Source organism: Tessaracoccus luoxuelianae, assembly GCF_054483915.1.
The window spans coordinates 15,145-38,507 of the sequence record NZ_JBTLTG010000002.1 but is presented as its reverse complement, the minus strand read 5'-3'; the positions used below and the strand labels follow the sequence as shown (position 1 = coordinate 38,507).

Sequence of the window (23,363 nt, the reverse complement as noted above, 5' to 3'; positions counted from 1 at the left end):
CGCTGGGGCAAATCGTGGATACCTACCATCGGCTGCCATTCGAGCGCACCGCCCGACCCTGCGCAGCTCCGGGACTGGGTGTGCTTGTCAGGTGGTGATGGCGATAGCGATCCAGCCATGCGTGCTGTCGGGGTCGAGGATCAGGGTGACGTCGACAACGTCGCCGGTGTCGAGGCGGTGGCGGGTGGTGATCTGCATCGGATCGGCTTCGACGACATGGGCTGGGCCGTGCTGGGTGCCGGGGGCGGGGGTGAAGCGGGGGTCGTCGAAGGCGGCGATCAGCGCCTCCGCCGCCACACCCTCGAGGCGCTCACGCCTCAGCTGCTGGTCGACGGTCAACCAGCCGGCGACGAACTCGCCGGCCGCGGTGACTGCGGCGACGATCTGGGCATCCTCGGGCGGGTCGTGGGGATGCGCGTCGGCCATCGGCGTGGTGGCGTCGAGTTCGTCGCCGCCCACCCAGCCCTCGGCCGGGCCGCTCTCCCCCACCACCACGGGCGAGGGAACCCGAACTGCGGTGGTCTCGACCGGGGTGGGTATCTGGTTCGGTGTGGAGCTGCAGCCGACGAGCAGCGCGATGAGCACGGTGACGGTGAGGAGGCGGGCGGCTGGGTGTGGGGTCATGGGGTGAGTCCTCGGGTGCGGAACCAGCGGTCAGGGTCGGTGGGGATACTGCCGACGCGGACTTCGAGGTGGAGGTGGGGTCCGGTCACGTTGCCAGTGGCGCCGACCCTGCCGATGACGGTGCCGGCGGTGACGCGTTGTCCGACGGCGACGTGGATGGCGGATTGGTGGGCGTAATAGATGACGGTGCCGTCCGAGTTTGTGAGGGTGGTGAGGTTGCCGTAGGCGCCGGCGACGCTGGCGCGGGTGATGGTGCCGTCGGTGACGGCTTTGATGGGGGTGCCGGTGGGGGCGGCGAAGTCGAGGCCGGTGTGGGCCTTCTTCCACCGGGGTCCTGTGTCGCCGAAGCGGGAGGTGAGGCGGTACTGGTCGACGGGCAACACCACCGAACCTGATCCGAGGGTGGTGGTGCCGGTTCCTTGGGTGCCGTGGACGGAGATGTGGACGTGGTCCAGGTGCGCGGCCGCCGGGTTGGGGCCGGTGTAGCAGGACGCGGCCTGACCGCAGCGTCGCCACCCTTCGTCGGCGCGGGCGACGGACCAGAGGTGTTCGCGCCAGATCACATAGGTGACCCCAAAGGCGGTGGCGTTGGTGCGGGCCCATTCCGCGATCTCGGTGCCGAGAGCGATGCCGGCTGGGGAGAAGTAGTTGGGGATCATGACATCGACGGCGCGGCCGGAACCGTGATCTTTCGGGTCGCCGGGGCGGACGCCGAGCAGTGACCGGATCTGGGGCCAGCGGCTGTGGATGCAGCGCATCACGCGCAGGGCGTCGGGGGTTTGGCCCTGCTCAGACGGCATTCCCGTCGGCGCACAGTCCAGGTCTCCGTCGAGAGTTCCGCAGTTGGCGAGACCTGCGGGCTGACCGGCGAAGAGGGCGACGAGTGTGCGGGCGAGGCCTTCGTGTTGGGCGTAAGCGTCGGGGTAGGCCGATACCTGGACCTTCTGCGCGGCCTGGGCGACGGTGAGTTGTTGCCAGCCGTCGATGTCTGTGAGTCCGGGGATGTGCCAGCCGGTGGTGGTGGTGTGGCCTTGGTAGAAGGTGCGGGCCTGGTAGGCGTCGTCGGCCAAGATGCGGAGGTTCTCGGCCTGGGTGGTGCCGTCGGCGTACCAGCCGACCAGGGAGCGTTGCTGGAACAGGCCGACGTCGCCATCGGAGTTGGGGGTGCGACTGGCGGGGTGGGCGCCGAGGGCGGATTCCTGCATGGCGGTTGCGATCCCGACCACCGCGCCCGCGGGACCGACACCGGTGTCGAGCGCGGCGGCGTAGATGAGGGCGGCGCGGTTCATCTGCGACGCATCCAACTCGATGCTGGCGGGTGTGTCACCGGCCCAGCCTGCGCACGTGGCGCTGACGGTCTGCGTCTGAACCTGCGGCCCCGTCAGCGCCCCGGCGAACACCAGGATCGGCGCCAGCGGAACCGTCAACGCCGCTGCGATGACGGCCAAGGCCTTCCACATCAGGTCAGGAGTTTCTGGTTGGTGTCGGTCAAGGGCAGCTCGAGATCCGCGTGGAGGGTCAGCGCGACCTTGTGGAGGCGTGGACCCACCGCGATGAGGGCTCGGCCCTTGCCGCCCATGGCCCAGCCGGTGACGATGTCGCGGGCGACCGGGCCGAGGTCGAGGAGCTGTTCCAGGTCGTCTGCGACCTCGGCGTCCTGGCCGAAGAGGACCTTGATGTCGCCGAGGTGGAGGAGGTCTTTGGCGATCTGCTGCGCCTGCGACCCGGCATGCCCCGCCCCCAGGTAGTCGGAGGGTTTGTGGGCGTTGGCGATCTCAATATCGCCGTGCGAGCGTGACAGGCGCAGATCGGCGTCGAAGGAGGAGACCGCGCCTGTGCCGAGGCGGAGTTGTCGCCAGACTTCGTCGCGGACGTTGATCCGCCGCCGGCCACTGACTTGGCGCATGGCGGTGCCCCAGGAGTTGAGACACATCAGCGCCATCCCGACGGCGTCGTCACCCAACGGCATCAGTCGGGACAGCGATAGGGATTGGATCGGCGCGTTCCAGTCGATGGTGACGGTGGTGGGGGCGTCGAAGATCCCGGCGAAGACACCGGAGATGAGTTGCGCGACCGCGTCGCGCAGGAGGCGGGTGTCGTCGAGGAAGGTGTGCCGGTCCGGGTAGCGCAGTTCGGCGATCAGCTGGTCGCTGGGTGAGTGCAACTGTTGCCAGACCTGCGGGATCACGATCGGCCGCAACGCTCGGCTGTCCGCATCGGTGTGGGTGAGTTCGTGGAGCACGGCTTTGAGGACCTGTTCCTCCGTCGGTCCCACCGCCACCTTCCTGTCGCCCACACTCTGGGAGCCGATCAGCGACCGGAGGAGGACGAGCCAGCGTCCGAAGATCACCGCCGAACGCCGCTCCTGCTCCACCCGGTCCAACTGGCCCCAGCCTGTGGCCAGCGGTCCGGGGTCGAGGGGGTTGAGGCGGGTGGGCATGCCGGGGCCGATGGCGAAGGGTTCGACGCCGAAGTGGCGGCACATCAGCTCGTACTCGTCCTTCGGATCTCCCAGAATCAGGGCCTGGTACCCGAAGGCGAACATTCGGTTGAGGAACGCTTTCACCCACGCGGACTTCCCGCGGCCGGGTTTCCCGAACACGAAGATGTTCGGGTTGGTGACCGGGATGGAGTCGTTGAGGACCCAGCCGTGGGGGTCGACGTAGAAGGTGGCGCCGTTGCTCATGTCGGTGCCCATCGGGGCCCCGGTCGGCGGCAGAGGGCTGGCGGTGAGGAAGGGCCAGAACACGCCGGCCTGGTCGGAGGTCATCTGGTACCGCTTCACTGCAGGCCGCGCCGCCACCCACCCCGCCCCCTTCACTGGTCGGCCGCGCCACGGCGGGGCGGTGGTGAACTCGCGGGCCGGCCGCTCATCCACGGTGGCTGGTTTGGTGGGGAGGTCGTGGCCGAAGTCGGCGAGGAGGCGGTTGATGCTGCGGGCCATCACTGGTGCCTGGTGGTGAGGCTGATGCCGAGTGGGAGGGTGGCGGTGACGAAGGCCAGGTCCTGGGACATGTCGAGTCGCTGAGGGGCCATGCCGCCGCGGCGGATCGCCGCATCCAACCGGCGGCCGAACTCAGCCACCGGAGCCGTCGCGGGGACGGTGACCGAGCAGAGGGCGTAGGGGTGACTCATGGTGGCGCCCATCGCGAGCTGCACCTCGACCCGGTCCAGTTTCGCCTGCCGGCGGTGGTCCTTGGCGCCGGTGCGGACCCCGAGCCGGTCCTTCAACCCCTGGCCGAGGCTCTGACCGAACTCCTGCTGCGCCGCCTTCCGATCCGCAGCGGATTGCTTCTCGATCGGGAACACGATCGCCACGCTGCGCCGCTCCACGGCTTCACTGGGGGCCAGGACGTGTCCCCAGCCGCCCATGGTCGCACCGCGCTCGGGCAGCTTCACCGTCGAGGTGACCGTCGCCCACGCATCATGCGCATAGTGCCTCACCGCCGCATACGCCTGCGAGGGTCCCGCCAAGCTCCACGGCACCGAGGCGCACATCGTCGGATCGGTGGCTGCGTCGTGGGCGGCGGCGACGAGGCCGGCGCGGTCGCCGGGGGCGAACCCGAGCCGCACGACCTGCGCCAACTCTGGGGAGGTGAGCCATTCGATGTCGCGTGCGCCCATAGGGCCGGTGACCACTGCCCCGATCTCGGCCGCCAGCGAGAGGAGGGTGTTCATCCGCCCATCCGTGGCGCCGCCCATGTGGCGCGCCTCTCGGCTGAGGCGGTTGTCGGGGATGACGAGGGTGATGAAGGCTTCGGTGCGGACCCCTGCCTGGGACCAGCGCAGGTGCTCGATCTGCGTGGCCACCGACGTCACCGGCGCATCGGCGACGGTGTTGGCGCGCAGCCACAGTTCCCGCTCCGTGCAATCATCCGGTGTGGTGCGCACCATCAGGTGGATCTCGGAGATCAACTCCCCCCGGGCCGCGGTGTCCAGCAGTTCGGTCAGGCCGTCGGCGTACCGGTTGCACAGGGCGTCGGTGGCCATCGCGATCCCGTCATGCTCGATCCGGGCGGTGATCGCCCACGTCCTGGCCGCAGCATGTTTGATCACCGCCACCCGCCGCTGGGCGAGTCCGACAGGTGGGCCGTCGAGGACCTCGACCCCGGTCAGGGAGCCTGGCATGTCCAGCTCGCCGAGGTCCCGCAGGGTTCCGGTGGCAGCCTTCGACCGGAAGGTGAGCCACCCGGCGAGGCCGGCGATAGCGAACGCCGTAGCGGCGGCGAGCCAGCCGACGGCGGGGCGGCCGCCGAGGGGGACGACGGTGAGGAACAGCAGCAGCAGCCACACCGGCACCCACATGATCCCGGCCAGCCAGCGTTGGGAGCTGATCGCCATCCACGCCGGGAACGTCGCCACCGATAGGAACAGCAGTTGGGGGACGGTCAGGCCCCAGATCACGCCGGCCTTCGGGGTGGTGAACGCGTCAAAGGTTCTGGCCGCCATTGTGGTCCTCCGCTTCTCTCACAGCCACAGGAGGCTGCGCCGCACGCTGCGGCTGGGTCGATGTCGTCGTGGTGGCGACCTGCGCCGGATGAGGAGCGCGGCGGATGTCGCCGGCCGGGTCGTACGGGTAGGACGGGTCGCCGGCCCCCATGCCGGAGGTGGTGTCGTTGACCAGGCCGGTGGCGCGGGCGCCGACCTGCTGGAAACCGTCGACGAGCTTCTTCGCGCCGAGGATCACCCCGGCCGCCACCACACCCACCGGACCCGCCACCGCACCCACACCAGCAGCAGCACCGCCGGCCGCTCCCCCACCAGCCGCAGCACCCGCGCCGGCTGCAGCTCCCCCAGCAGCACCAGCGGAGCCGCCCGCGGCTCCCCCGGCGGCTCCACCGGCTCCGCCGCCGCCGGCGCCCGCTGCGGCGGGGCTGAGGCTGGAGCTCTGCGCCGCCGCGGCACGGCTCGCCGTGGCTGACTCGCCCGCACCAGCAACTCCCCCACCCCCAGAGCCTCCGCTGCTGCGGGTCACGGCGGTGTGGGCGTAGTCGGCGGCCGAGGAGGCGCCGGTGGTGCCGGCGAGGCCGGCGCGGAACGAGGCGCCGCTGGTGGTGCCCGGATCCACGAACGCCAACAACCGGAACAGAGCCACCGGCGACAGGGCGGCCACCGCGATCATCACCACCGACGGCAACGCCAAGGCGACGGCCTCCTGGCCGGAGTCCTCCAATCCGAGCGAGACGCCGGTGGCCAGCTGTACCCCCAACCCGAGCATCAGCGTCATCAACAAGGGCGCGATGGCGGCGGCATGGAACCAGCGAAACGCCTTCCAAAACCACGATTCGAACGGCTTGTACATCAGTCCGGCCGCGGCGATCGGTGCGGTGGCGGCGATCACGATCAGCGACACCGCCCGGCCCAGCATCACCACCAGATGCGCCAACGCGGCCAGCCACAACACCAACCCCAGCAACATGAGCACGGTGGCGGTGGTGCCGGTCATCACGCCCTCGGTGAAGTCCAACCCGGCAGGTTCCCACTCGGCCAGATCCGCTGTGCCCAGCAACTGGATCCGCAGCGCGGTGTTGAGCCCTTCGACGGCGGTCACCAGGGCGGCGCCGTAGGTGTACCAGAGGGTGCATACCAGCAGGAACTTCACCGCCCCCCACACCGCACCGGCGAGGGAGAGGGCGTCTCGGCGGAGGACGGTGCCGACCAGTTGCACGATCAGCAGGATCAGGGCCAGGGACTGGCCGAGCCAGAGGGTGAGGCCGTAGACCGACCACAGCGCCGAGGCGGACCCGTCGGGGTTGAGGTTGGGGGTGAGGAACCAGTCCCCCAGCTGCAGGATCGCGCGCATCACCCACAACCCGGCGCCCCACACCGCCATGCAGATCGCCACCCACGCGTCCACCACAATCTGGCCCCCGGCGGCGGCCAGATCACCGAACAACTCCCCGATCTGCTCCCACATGGCTCAGGCGTCCCGCCAGGTGAGCCAGCCAGCTTTGACGGCGAGTTCGGTGCCCGGCCACGTCGACGGCCCCGGCACCGGATGCGCCCCCTCCGCGATCAGCCAGCGGTCTTCTTGCCAGGTCATGCGTTCGCAGTGTCCATAGGCGAGGCGGGCCTGGTCGCGGAACGTGTAGGTGATCTCCACCAACACACACACCACATGCCAACCGTCGCTATCGGAGCCCTTCACCTGGGCTGCCGAGGGGATCACGGTCAGCGACGCGCCGGGTTGCAGACCTGCCGGCATCTTGCCGGCGGTCAGGAACGACTGAATCAACCCCAGCACCGGCCACGACCCCGACGAGCCCGCCGAGTCCGTCGAGCTCGTGGGGTCCTCGAACCAGGTCTGCTGCACCCGCTGCGCATGGGCCAGATCCATGGAGCTCAGGACGGAGACCAGGATCTCCCCCAACTGCCCTATCGCCCCCTCCGGCGTCTGCGGGTAGCCGGTCGGGATCCCTTCCGCGCCGATCTGGTCCCCCATGGGGATGTCGATCGTCGGCAACGGGCCAATCGCTGGGGTGCCGCCGGTGGCATCCGACGGCGCCACCGCCAGCATCGGGTCGGCGGCGATCTCATCGCGGACCGAGGCGCCGCCGGCCGGCAGCGTCTCGACGACCCTCGCCGTCGTGGGGGTGGTGGGGTCGTCGGCGATGGCGAAGTAGACGGCGAACCCGAGGCCGGAGAGCAGCAGCAATGCCACCGAGGTGACGGCGGCCAGCAGGGTCAGGTGCGCGCGATCGGGTCGGATCATGGTTAGCGGGTGACGCAGCCGTCGCCGAGGAACCCCGACAGGATCCCCGGAATCACGAGGTAGAGCAGGGCGGCGCCGAGGACGACGAACACCCCGATCAGGCCGCCCTTCGACACGTGCGGCATCGAGAACACCTTGCCCATGATCACCGCCGCGACCGCGGCCAGGATTCCCGCCGGGAAGGCCACCCACACCAACGCCCACGAGAACCAGCCCAGGAACTCATCGACCAGGACCTGCGCCCCCGCCGGCGCCACCGGACACACCATCCCCCTCCCCTCCAACGGCACCACCACACCCAACGCCATGGCCTCGGCTACGAACTGAATGATCATGAGATTTCCTCCACACACGACTTGATGACGTCGACCGCGGACTGCAGCCGACGAGGAAGCGGATCGGCAGTAACCCCACCGACCCGAAGAGACGCGCATTCCGGCACCAGCAGCAGCCGCCCGGCCGTTGCTGCGGCAGGCAGCCTCGGGCCGCACACCGAACCGACCGGTTTGGGCAGTGCCCGACCCGGGACCCCGGTGATCACCGGCACGACCCGCAGGCCGTCGAGGGTGTCGAGGCGTGCGTTGAGACGCCGCACACTCGGCACCGAACACGCAGCCACCACCACCAACACAGACACCGCCGGCTGAGGCTCGGTCCAGGTGCCGAGGTCAAGAACCGTGAGCCCAGCGGCGGTGTCGGGGAGGATCGTGGCGTCGGGGTCGGCGCGGCGCTCCAGCCGCAGCCCGTCGCGGGACCCGACGCTCCAGCCGTCCTGGGTGCCGAGCTCGGCCGTCGACGCCACCGCCAAGCCAGAGGTGTGCGGCACGCTGAGCTCGACCAGGCGGCCGGCGCCGAGGGCCTCGGCGATCGCCAACGCCACCGTGGTGGTCCCCACCCCACCCGAGACACCGACCACACCCACCACCGCCTCAGCCGCGGCCGGCAGCTCCGCCGTCGCGGCGGCGGCCGTTTCGGGTTGGGGGGTCGTGTCGGTGGTGAAGGCTCCGGCGTGGAGGGCGGTGTAGGCGGCGCGCAGCTCAGCCAGCGAGAACGTGGCGGTGGTCATCGCTGCGCCTCCAGGGCGGCCTTCAGTTCCTCCGGGGGAACGTCCAGCAGCTGCCGGCGGGCATCCAGAGCGTGCTGCAGCTGCTGGGTCCAGAACACCAACTGGTCGCAGGCCTCCGCCTCGCCCTTCGCAGCAACGATCAGCTGCTGCGTCTCCTCATCCGACATCTCCGTGGCCCCTTTCGCTGTCCTCGTGCTGTCCTGCCCCCTATGAACCCGGACCAATCCCGGCCAGCGCGTAAACAAGTTCCAGCGACTCCACGCAGACAGAGACCACGTGCGGGGCAGGGAAGGAAGGCCGGCTAACCAGCGGCTGCTTGACCGTGGGAGGTGCAGGCAGGGTTCTCCATGGAGAAGGGCCGGGTGGGTGTGACAAGCCAGTGCGGGCCGGAGTGTCCACAGCAGCAATGACGGCGAGCCGGCGTCAAGCACCGACCCGAGGCGGGCACTCCATCACGAACACGCTAGGAACAATCTGGTGACCCCTTTTCGAGCGTCGTCCACACCCCTGGCGTCATGCCAGCAGCAGTGTAGGAAGAAGCCGCCCGTGATCGAAGGCTCTCAGCACGGAGCCAACTCAGTCTCGGACAGCGCCGCCCGCCAACTCCCGTCGGGCATCTGCTCCATGAGGACCATGACCTTCATCGTCTGACCTGATCGGGCTGGATGACGCTCTCGCCGGGCTGGCCGGTGTCGATATCGACGGTCTGCAAGTGTGCGGGGTCGAAGCAGTAGTTGATTTCCGAGGTGGTGACTCCATCGGTCTCAGTGGTCGGCTCAGCGATCACCGCGTCACGGAAGATCACATACCCCTTGCGGATCAGGTTGTTGTTCCGAAGCCGAACGAGTACAGCGACCGAATCGGTGGCTTCCTGACCCGTGCTAACTAAACTTGAGACACCTTCGACACAACTAGGAGACTACCCATGCGGTTTCTGGCCATCCACTACGACGGTTACCTCGGAGAGGGTATCGTCAGCCCCTCCTTCGAGATTGAGGCAGCTGATCCACAGTCCCGTGTGGAGGCAGTGTACCCAATCGCAGGGGTGTCTCAGATCGTCATCAGGGACGCTCGCCACTTGCTTCAGACTGATCCAGATATCACCGCACACGTGATCGCTACCATTACCGGATCCGGTAACGTTGGCATGCTGGCCCGCAAGGACGACGACATGGTCGTGTTCCGCTCCTCGACAGGAGATCTTGATGAGGACGATGAGTTCCTGTGGCAGTCGCTGAACCCCGATTCTTACTGGACTGGAGAGCCTGACGGTACCGAGTTCACGCGCCCTGACTTTGAGCCCATTGCAGCTGGTGAGATGACGCACGACCAGGTTTTGGAAAACTACGTCGTTAACTGACCTCTGGAGCGGATCAGGTCGATATTTAGACCCATAGGTCCCCACTCCCGCTAGTGGCCCGTCGTTGAGACATGTTTACGTTTCCGGTCGATTCGGTGAAGAATCTGGTCGGGGGTTTTGGTCCACTTTGCGCCGGGGATGGGCTCGGCGTCGTGGAGGGTGAGGCCGGCGCAGCGCTGGTTGTCACCATCGTCGGGGACGTGGACGGGGCTGCCGGCAGGTTGAGTGCCAGGCGAACAGCCGGCGAGGACCGCGCAAGTGGCGGTCATGGCTCCGGCTACTACCGCTGCACGACGTGGGTTCATGGTCTAGATCATCTCCAACAAGCCGAACACCGACTCGCCTCACCAATTCGGGCGCCCACGGTGACCGTGGAGGTCAAAGAGGTGCAGCCGCTCAGTGTGCGCGAGCAAGCCGGACGAAAACGGAGGGTCAGGCGGCGGTGCTGCGGGCTGCTTCGCGGAGGACCGTCAGGGCTTTCCTGGCGCGGTACTGCAGCTGGTCGACGGTTTGTCCGGGCTGGACCAGCTGCACGCAGGCGGAGCGGGCGGTGATTCCCGCGCTGGACCGTGACGTGATCCCGTCCTCGTGGGCGGTGACCGCCAGCGCGACCAGCAGATCCATGTCTTCCCTGCTGAGCCCCGCCTCGGTCAGCGCCCACCAGTACAGGTCGGTGGTGTGCAGTGGCCTCGTGTAGGCCCCGCGATGATTGAGGCGCTCCACCGCTTCGAAGTCCAGCGTGGCCCGATCCCGCCAGATCCGCTCCGCCGTCTCTCCCCAGCCGAAGTCGCGGTCGATCGCCCGACCGACCCGGCGGGCGACCCCCTGCGGGATCCAGCCCTTCATCGGATCGTCCCACGGATACTGCGCCACCTCGGTCCACAGATAGCCAGCCGCCACATCCTCCAGGTGCCTCACGTCAGTGGTCAGGGAGGCCCGCCGCATGACGGTGGCCTCACAGGCGGGCAGCACCAGGAACACCAGCACCGCTGTCGCGGCGACCCTTGACTCTTCCACCAACGTCAGCCGGCCCAACGCGAGGAACATCTCCCGGTCCTCCTGCCAGTCGACATCATCGATCCGCCACTGCGCGACCTCCCGGTGCGAGGCGAACCGGGCCAGCAGCGGCTCGGTCCTGGTCCACTGCGGCCAGGTGTCGTCGGCGGCCTGAAGAAGGTTGTCGAGATGAAGGGCGGCGCGCACGCTCATCGCAGGTGTCCTTTCGCGGTTGGTTCGCGATGAACCTCCCGCGGGCACCTCTCCCGTTCCCTACCCCCAGAACCCGCCCCACGAGGGGTACGCGACCCCAATTCAGCGTCTGGCTAGGGGCGATGAACCTACCCCCGAAACTCCACCAGGCCGCTGGACAGCCACTCACCGAGGCATGCAGCTAGGGGTGGTGCCACGTGCTTCGGGGGGCTCTCAGCCGCGCCGACGCCCACTTCCCGGGGCCCCCGGGGCGTTGTGATCGTTTCACCCACCGCGGTGGACAACAATGTGCACAACACGGGTTACGGTCCCTCAGTTCGAGGTTCCCCAGTCGGGGCGGGGATGAGTGCGCGCCATCCATTTCTGACTACGGCCCAGGACTGCGGCGATCTCGGCCGATGTGACCCGGCTCCGCTGCAGCGACGCGATCAACGACGGTGTTTGCTCGGGCGCCGCACGCAACAGCTCGTCGCGTTCTTCGCCGGTCAGGCGCCGCCACCGCGCCTTGGCCGGTGTCGGCTCCGCCAAAGCCGTCTGGCGGTTCTCGAGCTCGGTTAGGCGCGCGGCGCGGCAGTCGTCACACAGCTTCCCCGGCACCGTCAGGATCGTGCCGCACCGGCCACACGGATGCGGACGACGCCGCGGCCGCCCCGCCGACACGACCGCCAACGACTCCTCGTCGGCGATCCCGTGCCGATCCCGATACACCCGGACCGTGAGCTCATGGGCACGGGCCAGATGGATACCGAGACTGGCGAACCGCTGCCCACACTCATGACACAAGACCCCATCGGCGGTGCGGTCCACCACCCCCCAGAAGCCGTGACCACTCGGGTCCCCAACCCTCAGATCGGCCGCGGTCGGCAGCCCCAAACCCCGCTTGACCCTCCTCGCGTGGAAAACACACAGCGGATCAGGTGTCTGCGTCATGCATCCGAACGCCCCACACCGCGACACGCCCCCGGTCACGGATCCTCCTGGGTGCTCGGAGGGCTGAAGATCGGGTCGAGGACAGCGGCCACCCGCGCGATCTGGTCGTCGAGGAGCTCGTCCGTGACGGCCTCGAGTCGTTCCTTGCGGCGCCACGCGGCCCACTTGGCCTGGGCAACCTGCCCGTAGCCCGCCAGCACGCGGCTGACCGGTTGGAGGAGCACACCCCGGTGGGCAGCCACCGCCTCCGCGGCCAGGCGCAGATCGTCGCGGTTGATTCCCTGACCATCCAGCTGGACGATGTCGACGTAGTCGCGCCAGCGGGTGCTCGTAATCCCGCGCTCCAGGATCGTCACCCCCTTCTCCGCGATGCTGGTCTCAGCTGCATAGCCGAGCACCTCGATCGGATCCCCGTCTACACGGTCGATGCGCACCATCCTCGGTGGCGGGACGATCGGATCCCCGGTGGAGACATCCCACGCCGCGACACCGTGCCACACCCCGAGCCTGGCCCCGACCCGCACCCGGAACCCGGGATAGTCAGCCTCCTCGCGGATCTCGGCCACCTCGATGCTGCCCACGTCGAAGGCAACCCCATCGTCGAGCTCCATCGCGGCCAGGTCCCGCACCACCTCGGCCAGATGTGCTGGCGTCACATCCGCAGAGATCGTGTTCACATCGACATCCTTGGTGGCTCGCCGCCACCCGTACGAGGCCAGCAGGATCCCTCCCTTGATCACGAAAGCATCGCCATGGCGGCTGCGTGTCAGCCGGTCGAGGAACGACTCCAGGACATGCCGGGTCAGATACTCCTGAGTCGGCGCCGGGCTCCCGGTCTTCGACGCCGTCGACCGCGCCGCCGCCTGCAAACGTCGGAACACCTCCTCCCCCGTGCTCACGTCAACGCCTCCAACGCCGCCAACGTCGGCGCCTTCGCACGCGGCAACACGAGGGCCAGCTCCACCAGACGGGCCGGTGTCCCGCCCTGCCGCAGCCATTCCTTCAACGCGTCCCGTGCCAGCTCGTAGCCCACCGCGCCGCGGAGCCGGAACGCGTCCACGATCGACCGCTCGGCCGAGTACAACCCGATCCGCAGATCCGACCCCGGAATGGGCACCTCCTCGCGTCCCACACCGAACGTGTCACGGTCAAAGGAATGCCACACGATGGAACCGCTGCCGGCAGGGATCCTCGACCCGCGAGGGATCGCCACATCCAACCCGGCCGGAATCTCGTCAGTGAGTTCATGATGGGCCAGCGCCGAGGCAAGACAGACCGTCGCATCCGGACGCCGCCTCGCGGCCTCGACCAGGTCCCAGTCCACGCCTGCGTCATCAACCGGCACGTAGATCCCCCGCGCGATCCGCTCGTACCGCCCATCCCGGGCAGCCCGATACAAACCACTCCGAGACAGCCCTTCCTGGTGCGCCGTAGCCGGTGTCAGTGCCCCCACCCCACTCACCCCCCTTGAAACGATCCGTAGACAGCTAATGCTACCTGATGACAGATCAGCTCACTGTGCTGGTGTGCAGAACGGGACCCGGGCCGCTCGTCAGAGCAGGAGTAATCCATCCGGGACCGGCGCACACCTCCTGGACGGTCCGCCCTTTCCGAGCTCGCCACTGCCCTCCTCTGAGCCGAGAGCTTGTCGATCCGTCTTGGAGCCGACCGCTATATAGGGGGCCATACTGCGCCCTATATAGGCGCTACATAGGGCCCTATATAGGGGATAGCCGGGCTTGCGCACACCAGCAGCCCGCGGCGGTCACCATCCACCCCACCCCCGAGCGCAAACCCTCCATGGCGCACTGCGCCGACCGCCCCGTGCCCCACGGAGGGCGAGAGTCATTTCGCCAACGGCTTCGACGGAGGCTTCTCGTCTGCGACGCGCACCAGGTTGTAGCTGCCTGTCTTCAGCCACTCCGGCATGAAGATCTCCTCGCGGCCATCGGCCAGCAGCGGCGTCTTACGCTTTCGGGGCTTGCTCTTCTTCTCGGTGGGCATGTGATGTCTTCCCTTCTGATGAATGTCATGGAGGCGGCGTGGATATGTCGATGCCGCAGCCGCTGTTGACGTTCGCGGCGACGCCAGGCATGTCCTCTGGATCGTGTGGAAGCACCGATCCCACCCATGGGCCATCGGCTCGAATCGACCCGCGTCCCCCCGAACTCGCCACAAGGGGGGCGAGTCCCGGCCAGATGCGACGTGCGTGAGGGTCATACCTCGAGCCTACGGAAGCCCTCGGACGTCGACGCCGGCTCGGGCCCCGGTCTCCGCCCATCCGTCGACCCCCTCGGCCCTGCACGGCCAACGCGCTACACCGGCGGTGACCGTCGAGGCCGTGACGCACTTCTGAGCGTGGCGGGCTCGAGGTCCGGAGTTGGGTCGACTGGTACGAAACGGCGCATCCACAGATCTGGTGCGAGCAGCGGGAGACCGGGATCCTGGGCGGAGAGGACGGGCAGGAGCTCCGTCAGCAGGGTCTCGACGAGTTCGTCGACGTACTCGGGTGGATGGCTGACGACCGGCGCGTCGGGGGCCGCCGACGGTCCGATCGGCTCTAGCAGGAGCCGGACCCGGGGATCCTCCCGGAGGGCGAAGCTGCGATACCTCGGTGTCAGGTTCAGTTCATGGTTCAGGAGCTGCGTCAGCTCCCTCACGGCCGTGGCCGAGAGCGGAGCGATCGGGCGGACCGGACCATCACCCTTGCGGGCGGGCTCGAAACACAGCGAGATACGGATCATGAGAAGTCCTCCAGAAGATCAGTGACGGGAGCCTCTGCGGTGTGCAGCAGCCGAGGAAGCGGCTGAGCGGTAAGCCCGGCGAGGCGAAGCGCCGGAGTCTCCGGGACGACCAACACACACCGCCGGTGCGTGGCGACCCGCCGCGCCAGCCACCCTGGCGCGGCAGGGACCGGCCCGGAACCCCGGTCGCCACCCGCCGCGGCACCGAACACGGCGCCACCACCAGCGGACTATCGGACGGGGCCTGGGGAGTCCAGGTGCCGAGATCCACCGACGTCCCCTCGTCAGATTCCGACCTGGCGGTCATCGCTGCTCCTCTAGCGCGGCCTTCAACTCCAGCGGCGGCAACTCCCAGCAGGCGGCGGCGCGCGTCCAAGGCGCGTTGTAACTGGCGGGTCCAGAACACCAACTGGGCACGAACCTCCGCCCCGCTCTTCGCGGTCACAATCAGCTGCTGCGCATTCGACACGGCACGCTCACCCCTTCTCCCTTTGTCTTTTGCTGGTCCTGCTCTTAGAACCCGGACCCGCATCAGCCAGCGCGTAACCGACGGCCTAGAACTTTCTCGTGGTTCGGAGCTGCGGCCACGGCGTCCGCGGGGTAGCTGTGGTGTCGGGTCGGAGTCGGCGTCGTCGCCGAGGGTGCCGACTATTGGGGCGGGCGGAGGTGGTTGGCCTTCGTGGACCATGATCCCGGCGCGCGGTTTCGATCCGCGGTGCGGTCAACCACTCCCGACCCCCCGACCCTGAGGTCGGTCGCAGTGCCGGAATGGCAGCAGTCGGTGCGTGGCGCGACAGCGTCGAAGACCGACAGATCCTCGCCTGCGGGGGGTGACCGCCTCGATCCAATCCCAGTCCGCACCGAGGCCTCAGCCGGCAGGCCTTCCTGGGTGGCCGACAGGGGGGCGGTGTTTGGTCGTTTCAGTGGGGGTGTTCCTGCTTGAGCCGGGTGGCGCAGCGCGTCACCATTTCGGAGAGATCGATGCCTAGTCCTTCGGCGGCAGCTTCCAGGTCGGCCATGGTCCACACAGCGTTGCCCTTGCACAGTGCCGCGGCCTTCTTGTCGCTGACCCCCAGCCAGAACGTGAGGACCTTCGGTTTCATCTCCTGGCGTGCGAGTTCTGTGCTGATTTCGCGGGCCACAGCGGTGTTGAGATACATCACCTGGCCAACCTTTCCACCCCTCTTCTCCATCCGGGCAACTGGTCACGGTGTCTACTGTGATCTGAGGGAAGGGCAGACCTGGTGTTGACAGGAGATACAAGGTTCGTGAGGCAGTGCGCGGACGTGCAGCAGTTGCTGGACGTCCTCGATCTCGATGGCGTCGAGGACCTCGAGGATCTGCTGATGTTGCTGTTCCGGCGACCGGTGGATCTGACCTACCCGCAGGACGGCTCCCCCGGCTGCATCGAGGTCATCGTGCACGGCGACCAGGGTGCGCTGGGCACGGAACTGGAGTTCCCGTTGACGATGAGCGAACTCGCCAGTTCCGCGCTCACGGAGGAGACTGCGGAGTACATCGGCCCATGGAGCCAAGGGCAGGATCCTGCACCCGGCGGCAGTCAGCTGTGGGCCATGACCCCCGAGGAACAGGCCAAGGCATTGATGAACGCGCTCGGCCAACTCCGGATCATGAGGCTCCTCGAAGGAGCGACATGAGGACGTTCCGCACCGTTGCGCCGTGGCAGGCCTCTATACCTGCAGCCCACCAGTCTCCCGCGTGATTTCAGGATCTTGTCCCTGCCTTGACTGCCAGCAGTTCGCCCATCCGGGCAAGGTGTGCGCCTTCGACCGGGAACGGGTTGGCGCGTTGCGCCATTTTGAACAGGTCGAACGAGCCGTCGGAGAACTCCTTGGTCTCCTTCAGTTGCGGTCGTGTCAGCAGCAGCCCAGGCACCACTGCCAGGAAATCGATCTCGACCGCCTCTGAGGATTCCTCCGGTCCCGTCCGGTTCTCCCAGTCGCGCGGTCGGAGGGCATCGACGCCCACCTCGTAAACGAGGCCGCACCCAAACAGGCCGGCCGTGGCCTTGGGGCCCATTTCCCAGAGCAGCACCAGGTCGCCGGGCAGCACCTGATCCTCGTGCCGGCCGATGGGCATGATCCACCTGTCAACTCCGGCCTCGGCGTCGGCGCGCGCGTCCTCGGCATAGTCCTTGTTCATCTGGAACAGCCATGTCCGATACCCGTCGGCCTGGTCGTCGTTGCCGAACTTGGTGAACATCCGGGCAAGCTCGGCCGAGGTCGACCGGCGCACTTCATCGCCCCGGACACCGCGAATGGTCTGCTCCATGTCGATCAGATTGTCGGCGCGCCACGCGTCGAGTGCGGCCTGGTCGCTGGCGCGGCGTGAAGCGGAGGCCCCGGTGCGCGTGTGGTGCCAGTCGAGCGCGTCGGCGGCGTAATCGATCACAGCAATACTGCGCGCGCGACGGATGGTGTCGAGCGCGTCCCGGACGCCGCGGCTTTGGTTGAGCAGGTAGGCGAACGCCATCGAGGGGGCGCGGTTGATCCCCATGTGGCAGTGCACGAGAGCCTTGGTGTCGGGATGGGCCATTGCCTCATTCAGCCACCGGACGCCAGCGTCGAACCACTCCCCCGGCAGTCTCTGGCCTGCGTCGTCGACACCCAGATGCAGGTAGGAGATGCTCGGGGCGAGGTCCGCCACCAGCTCCTCGTCGCTGTACTCGATGCGCAGGTCGAGGATGTGCGTGATGCCGTGACCGACGAGCTCGTCGAGCTGAGCACGAGCACGATGGCGGCTGATCTCATCGAGGTCACCGCCGACCGCGAGACGGGGGTCGATGTAGGTGGCGTTGGCGGTGGTGAAGGTGTCCATGAGGTGCTCCCGATCAGGTGGTGAACCGATACCTCCAGTCTGCTCTTCTACCTTGTCAAGGCCCAGTTTCGGCGTTACCTGGGTAACGCGGAGTCACTGTCGGGGAGATCGTCTGCGGTCAGTTCTTCGGCGGTGTGGACCAGGTAGTGCCCGAGGGCATGGACGCTGACCAAGGGGACCGCCCTGCCGCTGTTCAAACGCTGCAACGTCCGATGGACCAGCTGCTTCAGAGACGCCTGCGACACCCCCAGAGAGGTGGCGGCCACCGCGTACAGGTTCCTCGGGCGGGCGTTTCCGAGGATCTCGTGGCGAAACAGCACAGCCAACCGCTGCTTCTGAAACAGCTCGAACGGCCGCTCGGCGAGTTGATCGCCTGGCGCCGGCTCCCCATCGAGCCCCTGGAGACGCTCACGAAGGCGCGCCTGGAGGCCGGCTCCCTGCACCGGCCGGACGCGCTGCGGCATCACGGTGCCCACGCCGGCCAGTTTGGGTACGCGAACCCCTGGCCGAAGTGGAAGAGCGGCAGCTTGTTCCACCGGCGCGTTGACCTGTAGGACCAGTTCGTGGGGCAGCTCCGGCCACCACAGCCTCATGGTGCCCCTGGTCGGGACCCACACGGCGCCCCCCATCCCGGCCTCGGCCTTGATCAGGTTGGACTCAGCCTTCATGCGGGTGCGGAACCCGTTGGTCACGACCCACCCGGTCTCGAGCACCAGGATCTCTGCCTGTGTCCGCGAGACCCACGCTTCGTCGAGCAGGACGCATGAGTCGGCGTGGCGCCCCACGATGTATCGCCCCAAAGGAAGTGCAACGTGAGCCGTCGGAGCGTCATCGATCAACACGGTCAACGTCATCCCGGCGTTGAGGGGAAGGTTCATATGGCTGGGAGGAGTGGAAGGGGACACGGCACCCATCATGCTCGACGTTGGCGTCCCGCCGAGGGCTTGGCCGATACGTCGACCTCTACAGGCGGAAGACCAACTGGCCGGTTAGTGTGTCACGCAATTGACCTTGAGGGGGTGTCGGACGTGGAGTGGGAGACGGTGCTCGCGACAGCGCTCACGGTGTTCATCCCACTACTGCCGCACTTCGCTGCGATCACGGTCTTGATGCTGGTGGTGAGCTGCCCGTTGCCGGGAAGAGGCCCCCGCTTCTTCCAACGCAGGGACGATCGGCGCGGGTTTAAGCATGCTTCGCGGCGAGTTGTGATGTCACGCGCGGGCCATAGGTGTGAAGGCGCCGCCTTCTTGGTTTGGGGGCGGTGCAGCGCCGCCGCGACAGAGGCCGACCACGTGTACCCCTGGTCACGCGGTGGACCCACTGTCCCCAGCAACGGCCAGGCACTGTGCGGCCAACACAACCGGAACAAGGGAGCCGCCAGGCCGCCGTGGTGGTACCTGTTGTCCCTGGAAAGGCGGCGCCGGGCCTACTTCCCGCAGGGAACCGACGTCCGCGTGTCGGCCCAGCTGATCGCAACCGACCCCGCCAGGCTCGCGCCTAGTCCTTCGAACCAGGCCCTCCCGCCAGCCAGCGCTCCCGTGAGCGGGGGGCTCCATGCGAAGCCGACGACAACCGAAAGGCCGTCGACGTGAACAACCGTCGCAATGACCATGCCCGGCGGCAGACATCCAGCTCACCCCAAAGGGGAGCAGGCGCCGTCTGTGAACACACAGGGGTAGTCGGCTTCTGCGGGCAGTGCGTCGGACAGTGGTTAGTCCAGGCATCGGGGGTGACCTACGTCTTCGACCTCCGCGAGACCGCCATGGTGACAATCATGCCGCGAGACGACGACGACTTCGGTGTCCCGGCGTATCCACAGCTCCTGAAGTTGGCCCAGGATCTAGGCGGCATGAGCGTCGGCAGACCGATGGACATCTCCGCTCACGACTCCTTCGGTCAGGCAGTGCAGATCACGGGGCACATCTCGTACATCGCCAGCGTCTAGCCCGCCTCTCGCACCGGGCCACAAGCGCGGTCAGCGCCGTCACAGTCCACAGCACGAAAAAGGTTCCTCAATGTCAAGGCCAGCCTGTGAGAAGCAGCCCGGCGGCGGGGCCGCAATGCCGTGGACGGTGCCAATGAGCCACGCAGGGATCGGGTGCGCGACACGGAGGCGATACTAGATGGGCACGAGCAGAGCCGGCACACGCCCCTCTCGCCATCGTTGCGCTGGGGAGTGAGTCACGATGAGGTTTCTGGCCATCCACTTCGATGGTTACGGGGGTGGCGGTTCGGCGCGCGCCTCGTTCGAGATCGAAGCGGACGGCCCCGACGCCGTGCCCACGGGAGTGTTCCCGACCCGCGAAGGTTCCGACGATGACCTCGACGTCATTTGCGGCCGAGACCAGCTTCGCGTGACTCCTTGGGCGACCGCATCCCAGGTTGCCATGCTTGCCGGAGGGCAGCACGTGGGCTTCTTGGCGCGAAAGGACAACGGGCTGGTCGTGGCCGGGTCGAATGGGTTGATTCCGGCGGACAAGCAGTTTCACTGGCGGGAGTTCAACCAGGCTGACAACGACCCTGCGCTACTCTCCCTCGAAGAAGACAGCCGGCCACCGGCCCCAGACCTCATCTCAATCAGCGAGATCGTCGACACTCACGGGGTCGGCCGCAAGACCGTGATGCGGTGGCTGGCCGCCGGGAAGATCGTGCCGGCCATGACACTCCCCGGCAGGACGGGAGTGCATCTCTTCACCAGAGCGGAGGCCGAGGCCGCCTTCTCCGGATGGCGACGGAGAGGACCGCGCAACGCAGAGTGGACCGACGCAGGGCCGCAGACCGCTGACACCTCGCAAGCGCAGGACCCTCCGATGGGGCTTGACCGTGCCACGCAGGCCGACAGAGATGAGACTGGCTCCGCCGGATGCGGTGTCGGCACCTGGGTCTCTGAATACGATTTCGACCGTCGTACCGTAACCCTCACCCGGGTCGAGTCGCAGGGAACAGACTGGCGACTGTTCGGGATCGTCCGCGACGACGATCTGAGCGACCCCCACGGCCGCTTCGAGGTCTACGTGGAGGCGTCACGGTGGTCGAGTACAGAGCCCTCGGGCGATCTCGAGATCGCCAAGATCGTCGCCCGGCTCGAGGACAACGGCTCTCTCAGCGCTTGGCACCCCGATTTCCGTGAGGAACTCATCTGCGAGGGCACGGCCTGGGGTGTGTACTACCGCGGGTATCGCGGCCCTGAAGGCCAAATGCCCAGGCACTGGGTCTACCGTTCCCACGGAGACATCATTCGACCCCCCGTCACGCAACTCCGTAGGTGGGCCGAGGCACACAACGACGACGGTAACCCAACGTGAATCGCCAGACCGTTCGCCAGGCGTGGCATGTCGCCAGTCACATCGTCGGCTCCCGCCCATGGCTGGACATCTCTTGGGTCGACCCAGGCGACGGAGGCCACCTAGTCGTCCACGACGGCCCTCACGGGGCGGCCCTCCATTTCGACGACGATCAGGGACCCACATGGGAACCTCGGTCTGCGCCGATTCGTGAGATCGACTGGGACGACGTCACCGAGTCAGGAAGCGCGAGACTACTTGGAGTCACGGACTGGCTCGAGTGCTGGGGCGCACCTGCTGAAAGAGAGCAACTGACAGAGAAGGCAGCGATCTACGAGCTGATCGCGCACCTGCAGGACGACACCGAGAACTCCTGGTCCGCTCGTCCCGCGAAGCTGCTGCTCGAGACCGATGATGACGCCGATGCAACCTTCTCAGCGTTCAGCCTGACCAAAGACTTCCCGTCGCTCGCGACCACCGTCGGGTGGTACGTCGACCAAATCTCGGGCATCTCTTGGGGCGAGGGATCGGTGTGGCACGAGCCGCTCTGGCTGATCAGTAGAGACGGTGTGCCTCGCGTAGTGCTCGACGAGGCCGGCCGCGTCCATCTGACCTTCGCAACCTTGATCGAAGCCATCGAACTCCTGGCGGCCGCCGCAGACCTCGGCGGCATCGAGGATCCACACAGCTTCGAGATCCTCGATGCACTACCGCGCGTCGGCGGCTCCATCGCCGAGCTCGCCCGCTATCTACGACTCGGGCCCGTCGACACCCTGAGTGTAGTGAAGCCAGAACACAGCCTCACCGATCCTGAGCCCGGCACGGCGTTGGGTAGCGGCGCGCCCTCCACACCGACCCGTACCGCCTTCCCGACGACGAGTGGCGGAAGTCACTACCTTGACGGTGCAGCCCACCCAACACACCTCATCGAAGAGGGCGCCCACCCAGCCCGCACATGGGAGCACCCAGATCCCGCTCCCACAGAAGGACAAGGAACTCATCGCATGGAGAAGCGCTCTCCGGATACCGACAAGACCCCGACCCTTCACCCAACCCGACACAGCCAGTCCCGAGAAGGACAGCGAGCGGCGCCCGCGATCGTCCTGCTCACCGGAGCCGGGATCTCGGCAGAGTCAGGCCTCTCGACCTTCAGAGACACCAACGGGCTCTGGCGGAACCACCGCATCGAGGAGGTCGCCTCCCCCCACGGATTCGCCAACAACCCGGAACTCGTCCACCACTTCTACGACATCCGGCGGCGGGCCGCGCTCGCAGCAGAACCCAACGCCGCACATCGTGCACTCTCCCTCCTAGAGGAGATCGAAGGAAACAACGTCCTGATCATCACCCAGAACGTGGACGACCTGCATGAACGCTCGGGCTCCACCAACGTCATTCACATGCACGGTGAACTGAACAACGCCTGGTGTACCGATTGCGGCACCCGCCATCGCTGGACAGCAGACCTCGCTGACAACCCACCCTGCCCAACATGCGGAAGGCAGGCACTTCGACCCGACATCGTCTGGTTCGGGGAGCCCGTGTACCGGTGGGAAGAAATCCAGAAGGCCGCCGACCAATGCGAACTGTTCGTCGTGGTCGGCACCTCAGGCACAGTGTCTCCCGCAGCGGGTCTTGCGGCTAGGGCCCGCGCCAACGGCGCCAACACGAAACTGATCAACCTCGACGAGCCCAACGACCCCACGGGGTACGACCAGGTGACGCTCGACACGGCATCGGTTGGCGTGCCCCAACTGGTCGAACAGCTCTTCAGGGACGAACTCGCAGCGTTCGACGATCTGCTCGCAGAACTCCCTACCCCCTTGAGGCACAAATGGAGAAGCCAGATCGGGTCGCTGCGACAGAAGCTGCGCACCACCTACACCCATGAGCATCGCGACTCGGACTGGGACTGGGATTACGACGGGGAGCCCCCCGAATTGCTTCTCGCGGACGCCGCGTTGCAGGTCAAGAGTTCACGTCGCTTCCGCCTAGAACTGGAAGCGCTATCCCTGGACGACCTGGCTCGCTACGAACAACAGGCGAAAGTCGAGGAGCAGATCCGGGTCAAAGAGCACGCACTCGAACAGACTCTTGCTAAGCAGCGGGACGAGCATCGCGCCGCTCGACTCAACCGGGCCGGACGGCTGGAGAACCTCTACATATCCACCGAAGCACTCGCAGATGCATCCTTCTCCGTCTGGTCTCCAGAATCGAGAGACGAAGTTCCGGGCCTGCTCCCAGGCGCCTGGGAAGCTGTGTCCGAACTGCATCATCTCGACTACAACGTCGTCCTGTTGGCCCCCGAAGGGATGCCACTCGACGGCCACGCGCCAACGTTCTGGCGCTGGTATGTGCAGTATTTCGGCTCAGATGAGGGCCTGTGGCCAGACCAGCTCATGATGAACTGGTCCAGAAGCAAGCTCCAAGGCTGGGACCTGCTCGTCGTCGCACCGAAGAGCCACAGGGAGCTGAGGACGAGCGGGAACGGGCGCCAGATCATCGCACTCGGCACGCCGGAGTTCCCCAACTGGAACGCCATGGTGACCTACCTCCAGAATCGTGACTAGCGGAGGCTGACCCCGCCCGCAGGGCA

25 protein-coding genes are annotated in these 23,363 nt (G+C 67.1%); 6 read left to right on the top strand and 19 right to left on the bottom strand.

Features of this window, described 5'->3' with window-relative positions:
• Positions 1-87 precede the first annotated feature (87 nt).
• The 10 genes from ACX1D1_RS15930 to ACX1D1_RS15885 form a co-directional block, all read right to left on the bottom strand.
• The gene (locus ACX1D1_RS15930; protein WP_459056654.1) at positions 88-624 is read right to left on the bottom strand and encodes a hypothetical protein; all 537 of its coding nucleotides are present in this window, start codon (positions 622-624) and stop codon (positions 88-90) included.
• The gene (locus tag ACX1D1_RS15925; RefSeq protein WP_459056653.1) at positions 621-2,084 is read right to left on the bottom strand and encodes a M23 family metallopeptidase; all 1,464 of its coding nucleotides are present in this window, start codon (positions 2,082-2,084) and stop codon (positions 621-623) included. The genes ACX1D1_RS15930 and ACX1D1_RS15925 overlap by 4 nt, the downstream gene beginning before the upstream one ends.
• Positions 2,084-3,568 carry a putative type IV secretion/conjugal transfer ATPase gene (locus ACX1D1_RS15920; RefSeq protein WP_459056652.1) on the bottom strand — a complete coding sequence of 495 codons (1,485 nt, stop codon included), beginning with the start codon at positions 3,566-3,568 and terminating at the stop codon, positions 2,084-2,086. Before ACX1D1_RS15920 ends, ACX1D1_RS15925 begins: the two co-directional genes overlap by 1 nt.
• Positions 3,568-5,073, bottom strand: coding sequence for an SCO6880 family protein (locus tag ACX1D1_RS15915; RefSeq protein ID WP_459056651.1), 1,506 nt, complete (start codon positions 5,071-5,073; stop codon positions 3,568-3,570). Before ACX1D1_RS15915 ends, ACX1D1_RS15920 begins: the two co-directional genes overlap by 1 nt.
• The gene (locus tag ACX1D1_RS15910) at positions 5,054-6,541 is read right to left on the bottom strand and encodes a hypothetical protein (protein WP_459056650.1); all 1,488 of its coding nucleotides are present in this window, start codon (positions 6,539-6,541) and stop codon (positions 5,054-5,056) included. Before ACX1D1_RS15910 ends, ACX1D1_RS15915 begins: the two co-directional genes overlap by 20 nt.
• A gap of 3 nt (positions 6,542-6,544) precedes the next feature.
• On the bottom strand, positions 6,545-7,336 hold the full coding sequence (locus ACX1D1_RS15905) for a hypothetical protein (protein WP_459056649.1): 792 nt from the start codon (positions 7,334-7,336) through the stop codon (positions 6,545-6,547).
• Between the two features lie 2 nt (positions 7,337-7,338).
• Positions 7,339-7,671: a hypothetical protein gene (locus tag ACX1D1_RS15900; protein WP_459056648.1), complete on the bottom strand. Its 333-nt coding sequence runs from the start codon at positions 7,669-7,671 to the stop codon at positions 7,339-7,341.
• Positions 7,668-8,402, bottom strand: coding sequence for a hypothetical protein (locus ACX1D1_RS15895; protein ID WP_459056647.1), 735 nt, complete (start codon positions 8,400-8,402; stop codon positions 7,668-7,670). The genes ACX1D1_RS15900 and ACX1D1_RS15895 overlap by 4 nt, the downstream gene beginning before the upstream one ends.
• Entirely contained in the window at positions 8,399-8,569 is a 171-nt protein-coding gene (locus ACX1D1_RS15890) for a hypothetical protein (protein WP_458996601.1), read from the bottom strand. Before ACX1D1_RS15890 ends, ACX1D1_RS15895 begins: the two co-directional genes overlap by 4 nt.
• Before the next feature lie 473 nt (positions 8,570-9,042).
• Complete coding sequence (locus ACX1D1_RS15885; protein WP_459056646.1) at positions 9,043-9,207, bottom strand: hypothetical protein; 165 nt, start codon at positions 9,205-9,207, stop codon at positions 9,043-9,045.
• Between the two features lie 120 nt (positions 9,208-9,327).
• On the opposite strand from ACX1D1_RS15885, the gene ACX1D1_RS15880 reads away from it, so the two are divergent.
• Positions 9,328-9,762: a hypothetical protein gene (locus ACX1D1_RS15880; RefSeq protein WP_459056645.1), complete on the top strand. Its 435-nt coding sequence runs from the start codon at positions 9,328-9,330 to the stop codon at positions 9,760-9,762.
• 432 nt (positions 9,763-10,194) lie between these two features.
• On the opposite strand, the gene ACX1D1_RS15875 is transcribed toward ACX1D1_RS15880, so the two are convergent.
• The 7 genes from ACX1D1_RS15875 to ACX1D1_RS15845 all read right to left on the bottom strand — a co-directional run bounded on the left by ACX1D1_RS15875 (position 10,195) and on the right by ACX1D1_RS15845 (position 15,808).
• A complete protein-coding gene (locus tag ACX1D1_RS15875; protein WP_459056644.1) occupies positions 10,195-10,971 on the bottom strand; it encodes a hypothetical protein in 777 nt (258 codons plus the stop codon).
• A gap of 312 nt (positions 10,972-11,283) precedes the next feature.
• Positions 11,284-11,901: a MucR family transcriptional regulator gene (locus tag ACX1D1_RS15870; protein ID WP_459056643.1), complete on the bottom strand. Its 618-nt coding sequence runs from the start codon at positions 11,899-11,901 to the stop codon at positions 11,284-11,286.
• A 35-nt stretch (positions 11,902-11,936) separates the two neighbouring features.
• Positions 11,937-12,800, bottom strand: coding sequence for a nucleotidyl transferase AbiEii/AbiGii toxin family protein (locus ACX1D1_RS15865; protein ID WP_459056642.1), 864 nt, complete (start codon positions 12,798-12,800; stop codon positions 11,937-11,939).
• Entirely contained in the window at positions 12,797-13,354 is a 558-nt protein-coding gene (locus ACX1D1_RS15860; protein WP_459056641.1) for a type IV toxin-antitoxin system AbiEi family antitoxin domain-containing protein, read from the bottom strand. The genes ACX1D1_RS15865 and ACX1D1_RS15860 overlap by 4 nt, the downstream gene beginning before the upstream one ends.
• A gap of 392 nt (positions 13,355-13,746) precedes the next feature.
• Positions 13,747-13,905 (bottom strand): hypothetical protein, encoded by a 159-nt coding sequence (locus ACX1D1_RS15855; RefSeq protein ID WP_459056640.1) that lies wholly within the window; start codon positions 13,903-13,905, stop codon positions 13,747-13,749.
• 311 nt (positions 13,906-14,216) lie between these two features.
• Positions 14,217-14,645, bottom strand: coding sequence for a hypothetical protein (locus ACX1D1_RS15850; RefSeq protein ID WP_459056639.1), 429 nt, complete (start codon positions 14,643-14,645; stop codon positions 14,217-14,219).
• Between the two features lie 920 nt (positions 14,646-15,565).
• Complete coding sequence (locus ACX1D1_RS15845) at positions 15,566-15,808, bottom strand: hypothetical protein (protein WP_459056638.1); 243 nt, start codon at positions 15,806-15,808, stop codon at positions 15,566-15,568.
• Positions 15,809-15,913: 105 nt separating this feature from the next.
• Here ACX1D1_RS15845 and ACX1D1_RS15840 point away from each other — a divergent pair, with 105 nt between their 5' ends.
• On the top strand, positions 15,914-16,303 hold the full coding sequence (locus ACX1D1_RS15840) for a hypothetical protein (RefSeq protein ID WP_459056637.1): 390 nt from the start codon (positions 15,914-15,916) through the stop codon (positions 16,301-16,303).
• A 67-nt stretch (positions 16,304-16,370) separates the two neighbouring features.
• Here the strand turns inward: ACX1D1_RS15840 and ACX1D1_RS15835 are convergent, their stop codons facing one another.
• Positions 16,371-17,483, bottom strand: coding sequence for a dual specificity protein phosphatase family protein (locus ACX1D1_RS15835; protein WP_459056636.1), 1,113 nt, complete (start codon positions 17,481-17,483; stop codon positions 16,371-16,373).
• Positions 17,484-17,557: 74 nt separating this feature from the next.
• On the bottom strand, positions 17,558-18,388 hold the full coding sequence (locus ACX1D1_RS15830; RefSeq protein WP_459056775.1) for an FHA domain-containing protein: 831 nt from the start codon (positions 18,386-18,388) through the stop codon (positions 17,558-17,560).
• Here ACX1D1_RS15830 and ACX1D1_RS15825 point away from each other — a divergent pair.
• The 4 genes from ACX1D1_RS15825 (at position 18,362) to ACX1D1_RS15810 (ending at position 23,337) form a co-directional block, all read left to right on the top strand.
• Positions 18,362-19,075: an HNH endonuclease gene (locus ACX1D1_RS15825; RefSeq protein ID WP_459056773.1), complete on the top strand. Its 714-nt coding sequence runs from the start codon at positions 18,362-18,364 to the stop codon at positions 19,073-19,075. The two genes, ACX1D1_RS15830 and ACX1D1_RS15825, sit on opposite strands and share 27 nt — an antisense overlap.
• A 137-nt stretch (positions 19,076-19,212) precedes the next feature.
• Entirely contained in the window at positions 19,213-19,428 is a 216-nt protein-coding gene (locus ACX1D1_RS15820; RefSeq protein ID WP_459056635.1) for a hypothetical protein, read from the top strand.
• A gap of 241 nt (positions 19,429-19,669) precedes the next feature.
• Positions 19,670-20,788, top strand: a complete 1,119-nt coding sequence (locus ACX1D1_RS15815; protein WP_459056634.1) for a hypothetical protein — start codon at positions 19,670-19,672, stop codon at positions 20,786-20,788.
• Entirely contained in the window at positions 20,785-23,337 is a 2,553-nt protein-coding gene (locus tag ACX1D1_RS15810; protein ID WP_459056633.1) for an NAD-dependent deacylase, read from the top strand. Before ACX1D1_RS15815 ends, ACX1D1_RS15810 begins: the two co-directional genes overlap by 4 nt.
• Positions 23,338-23,363 lie beyond the last annotated feature (26 nt).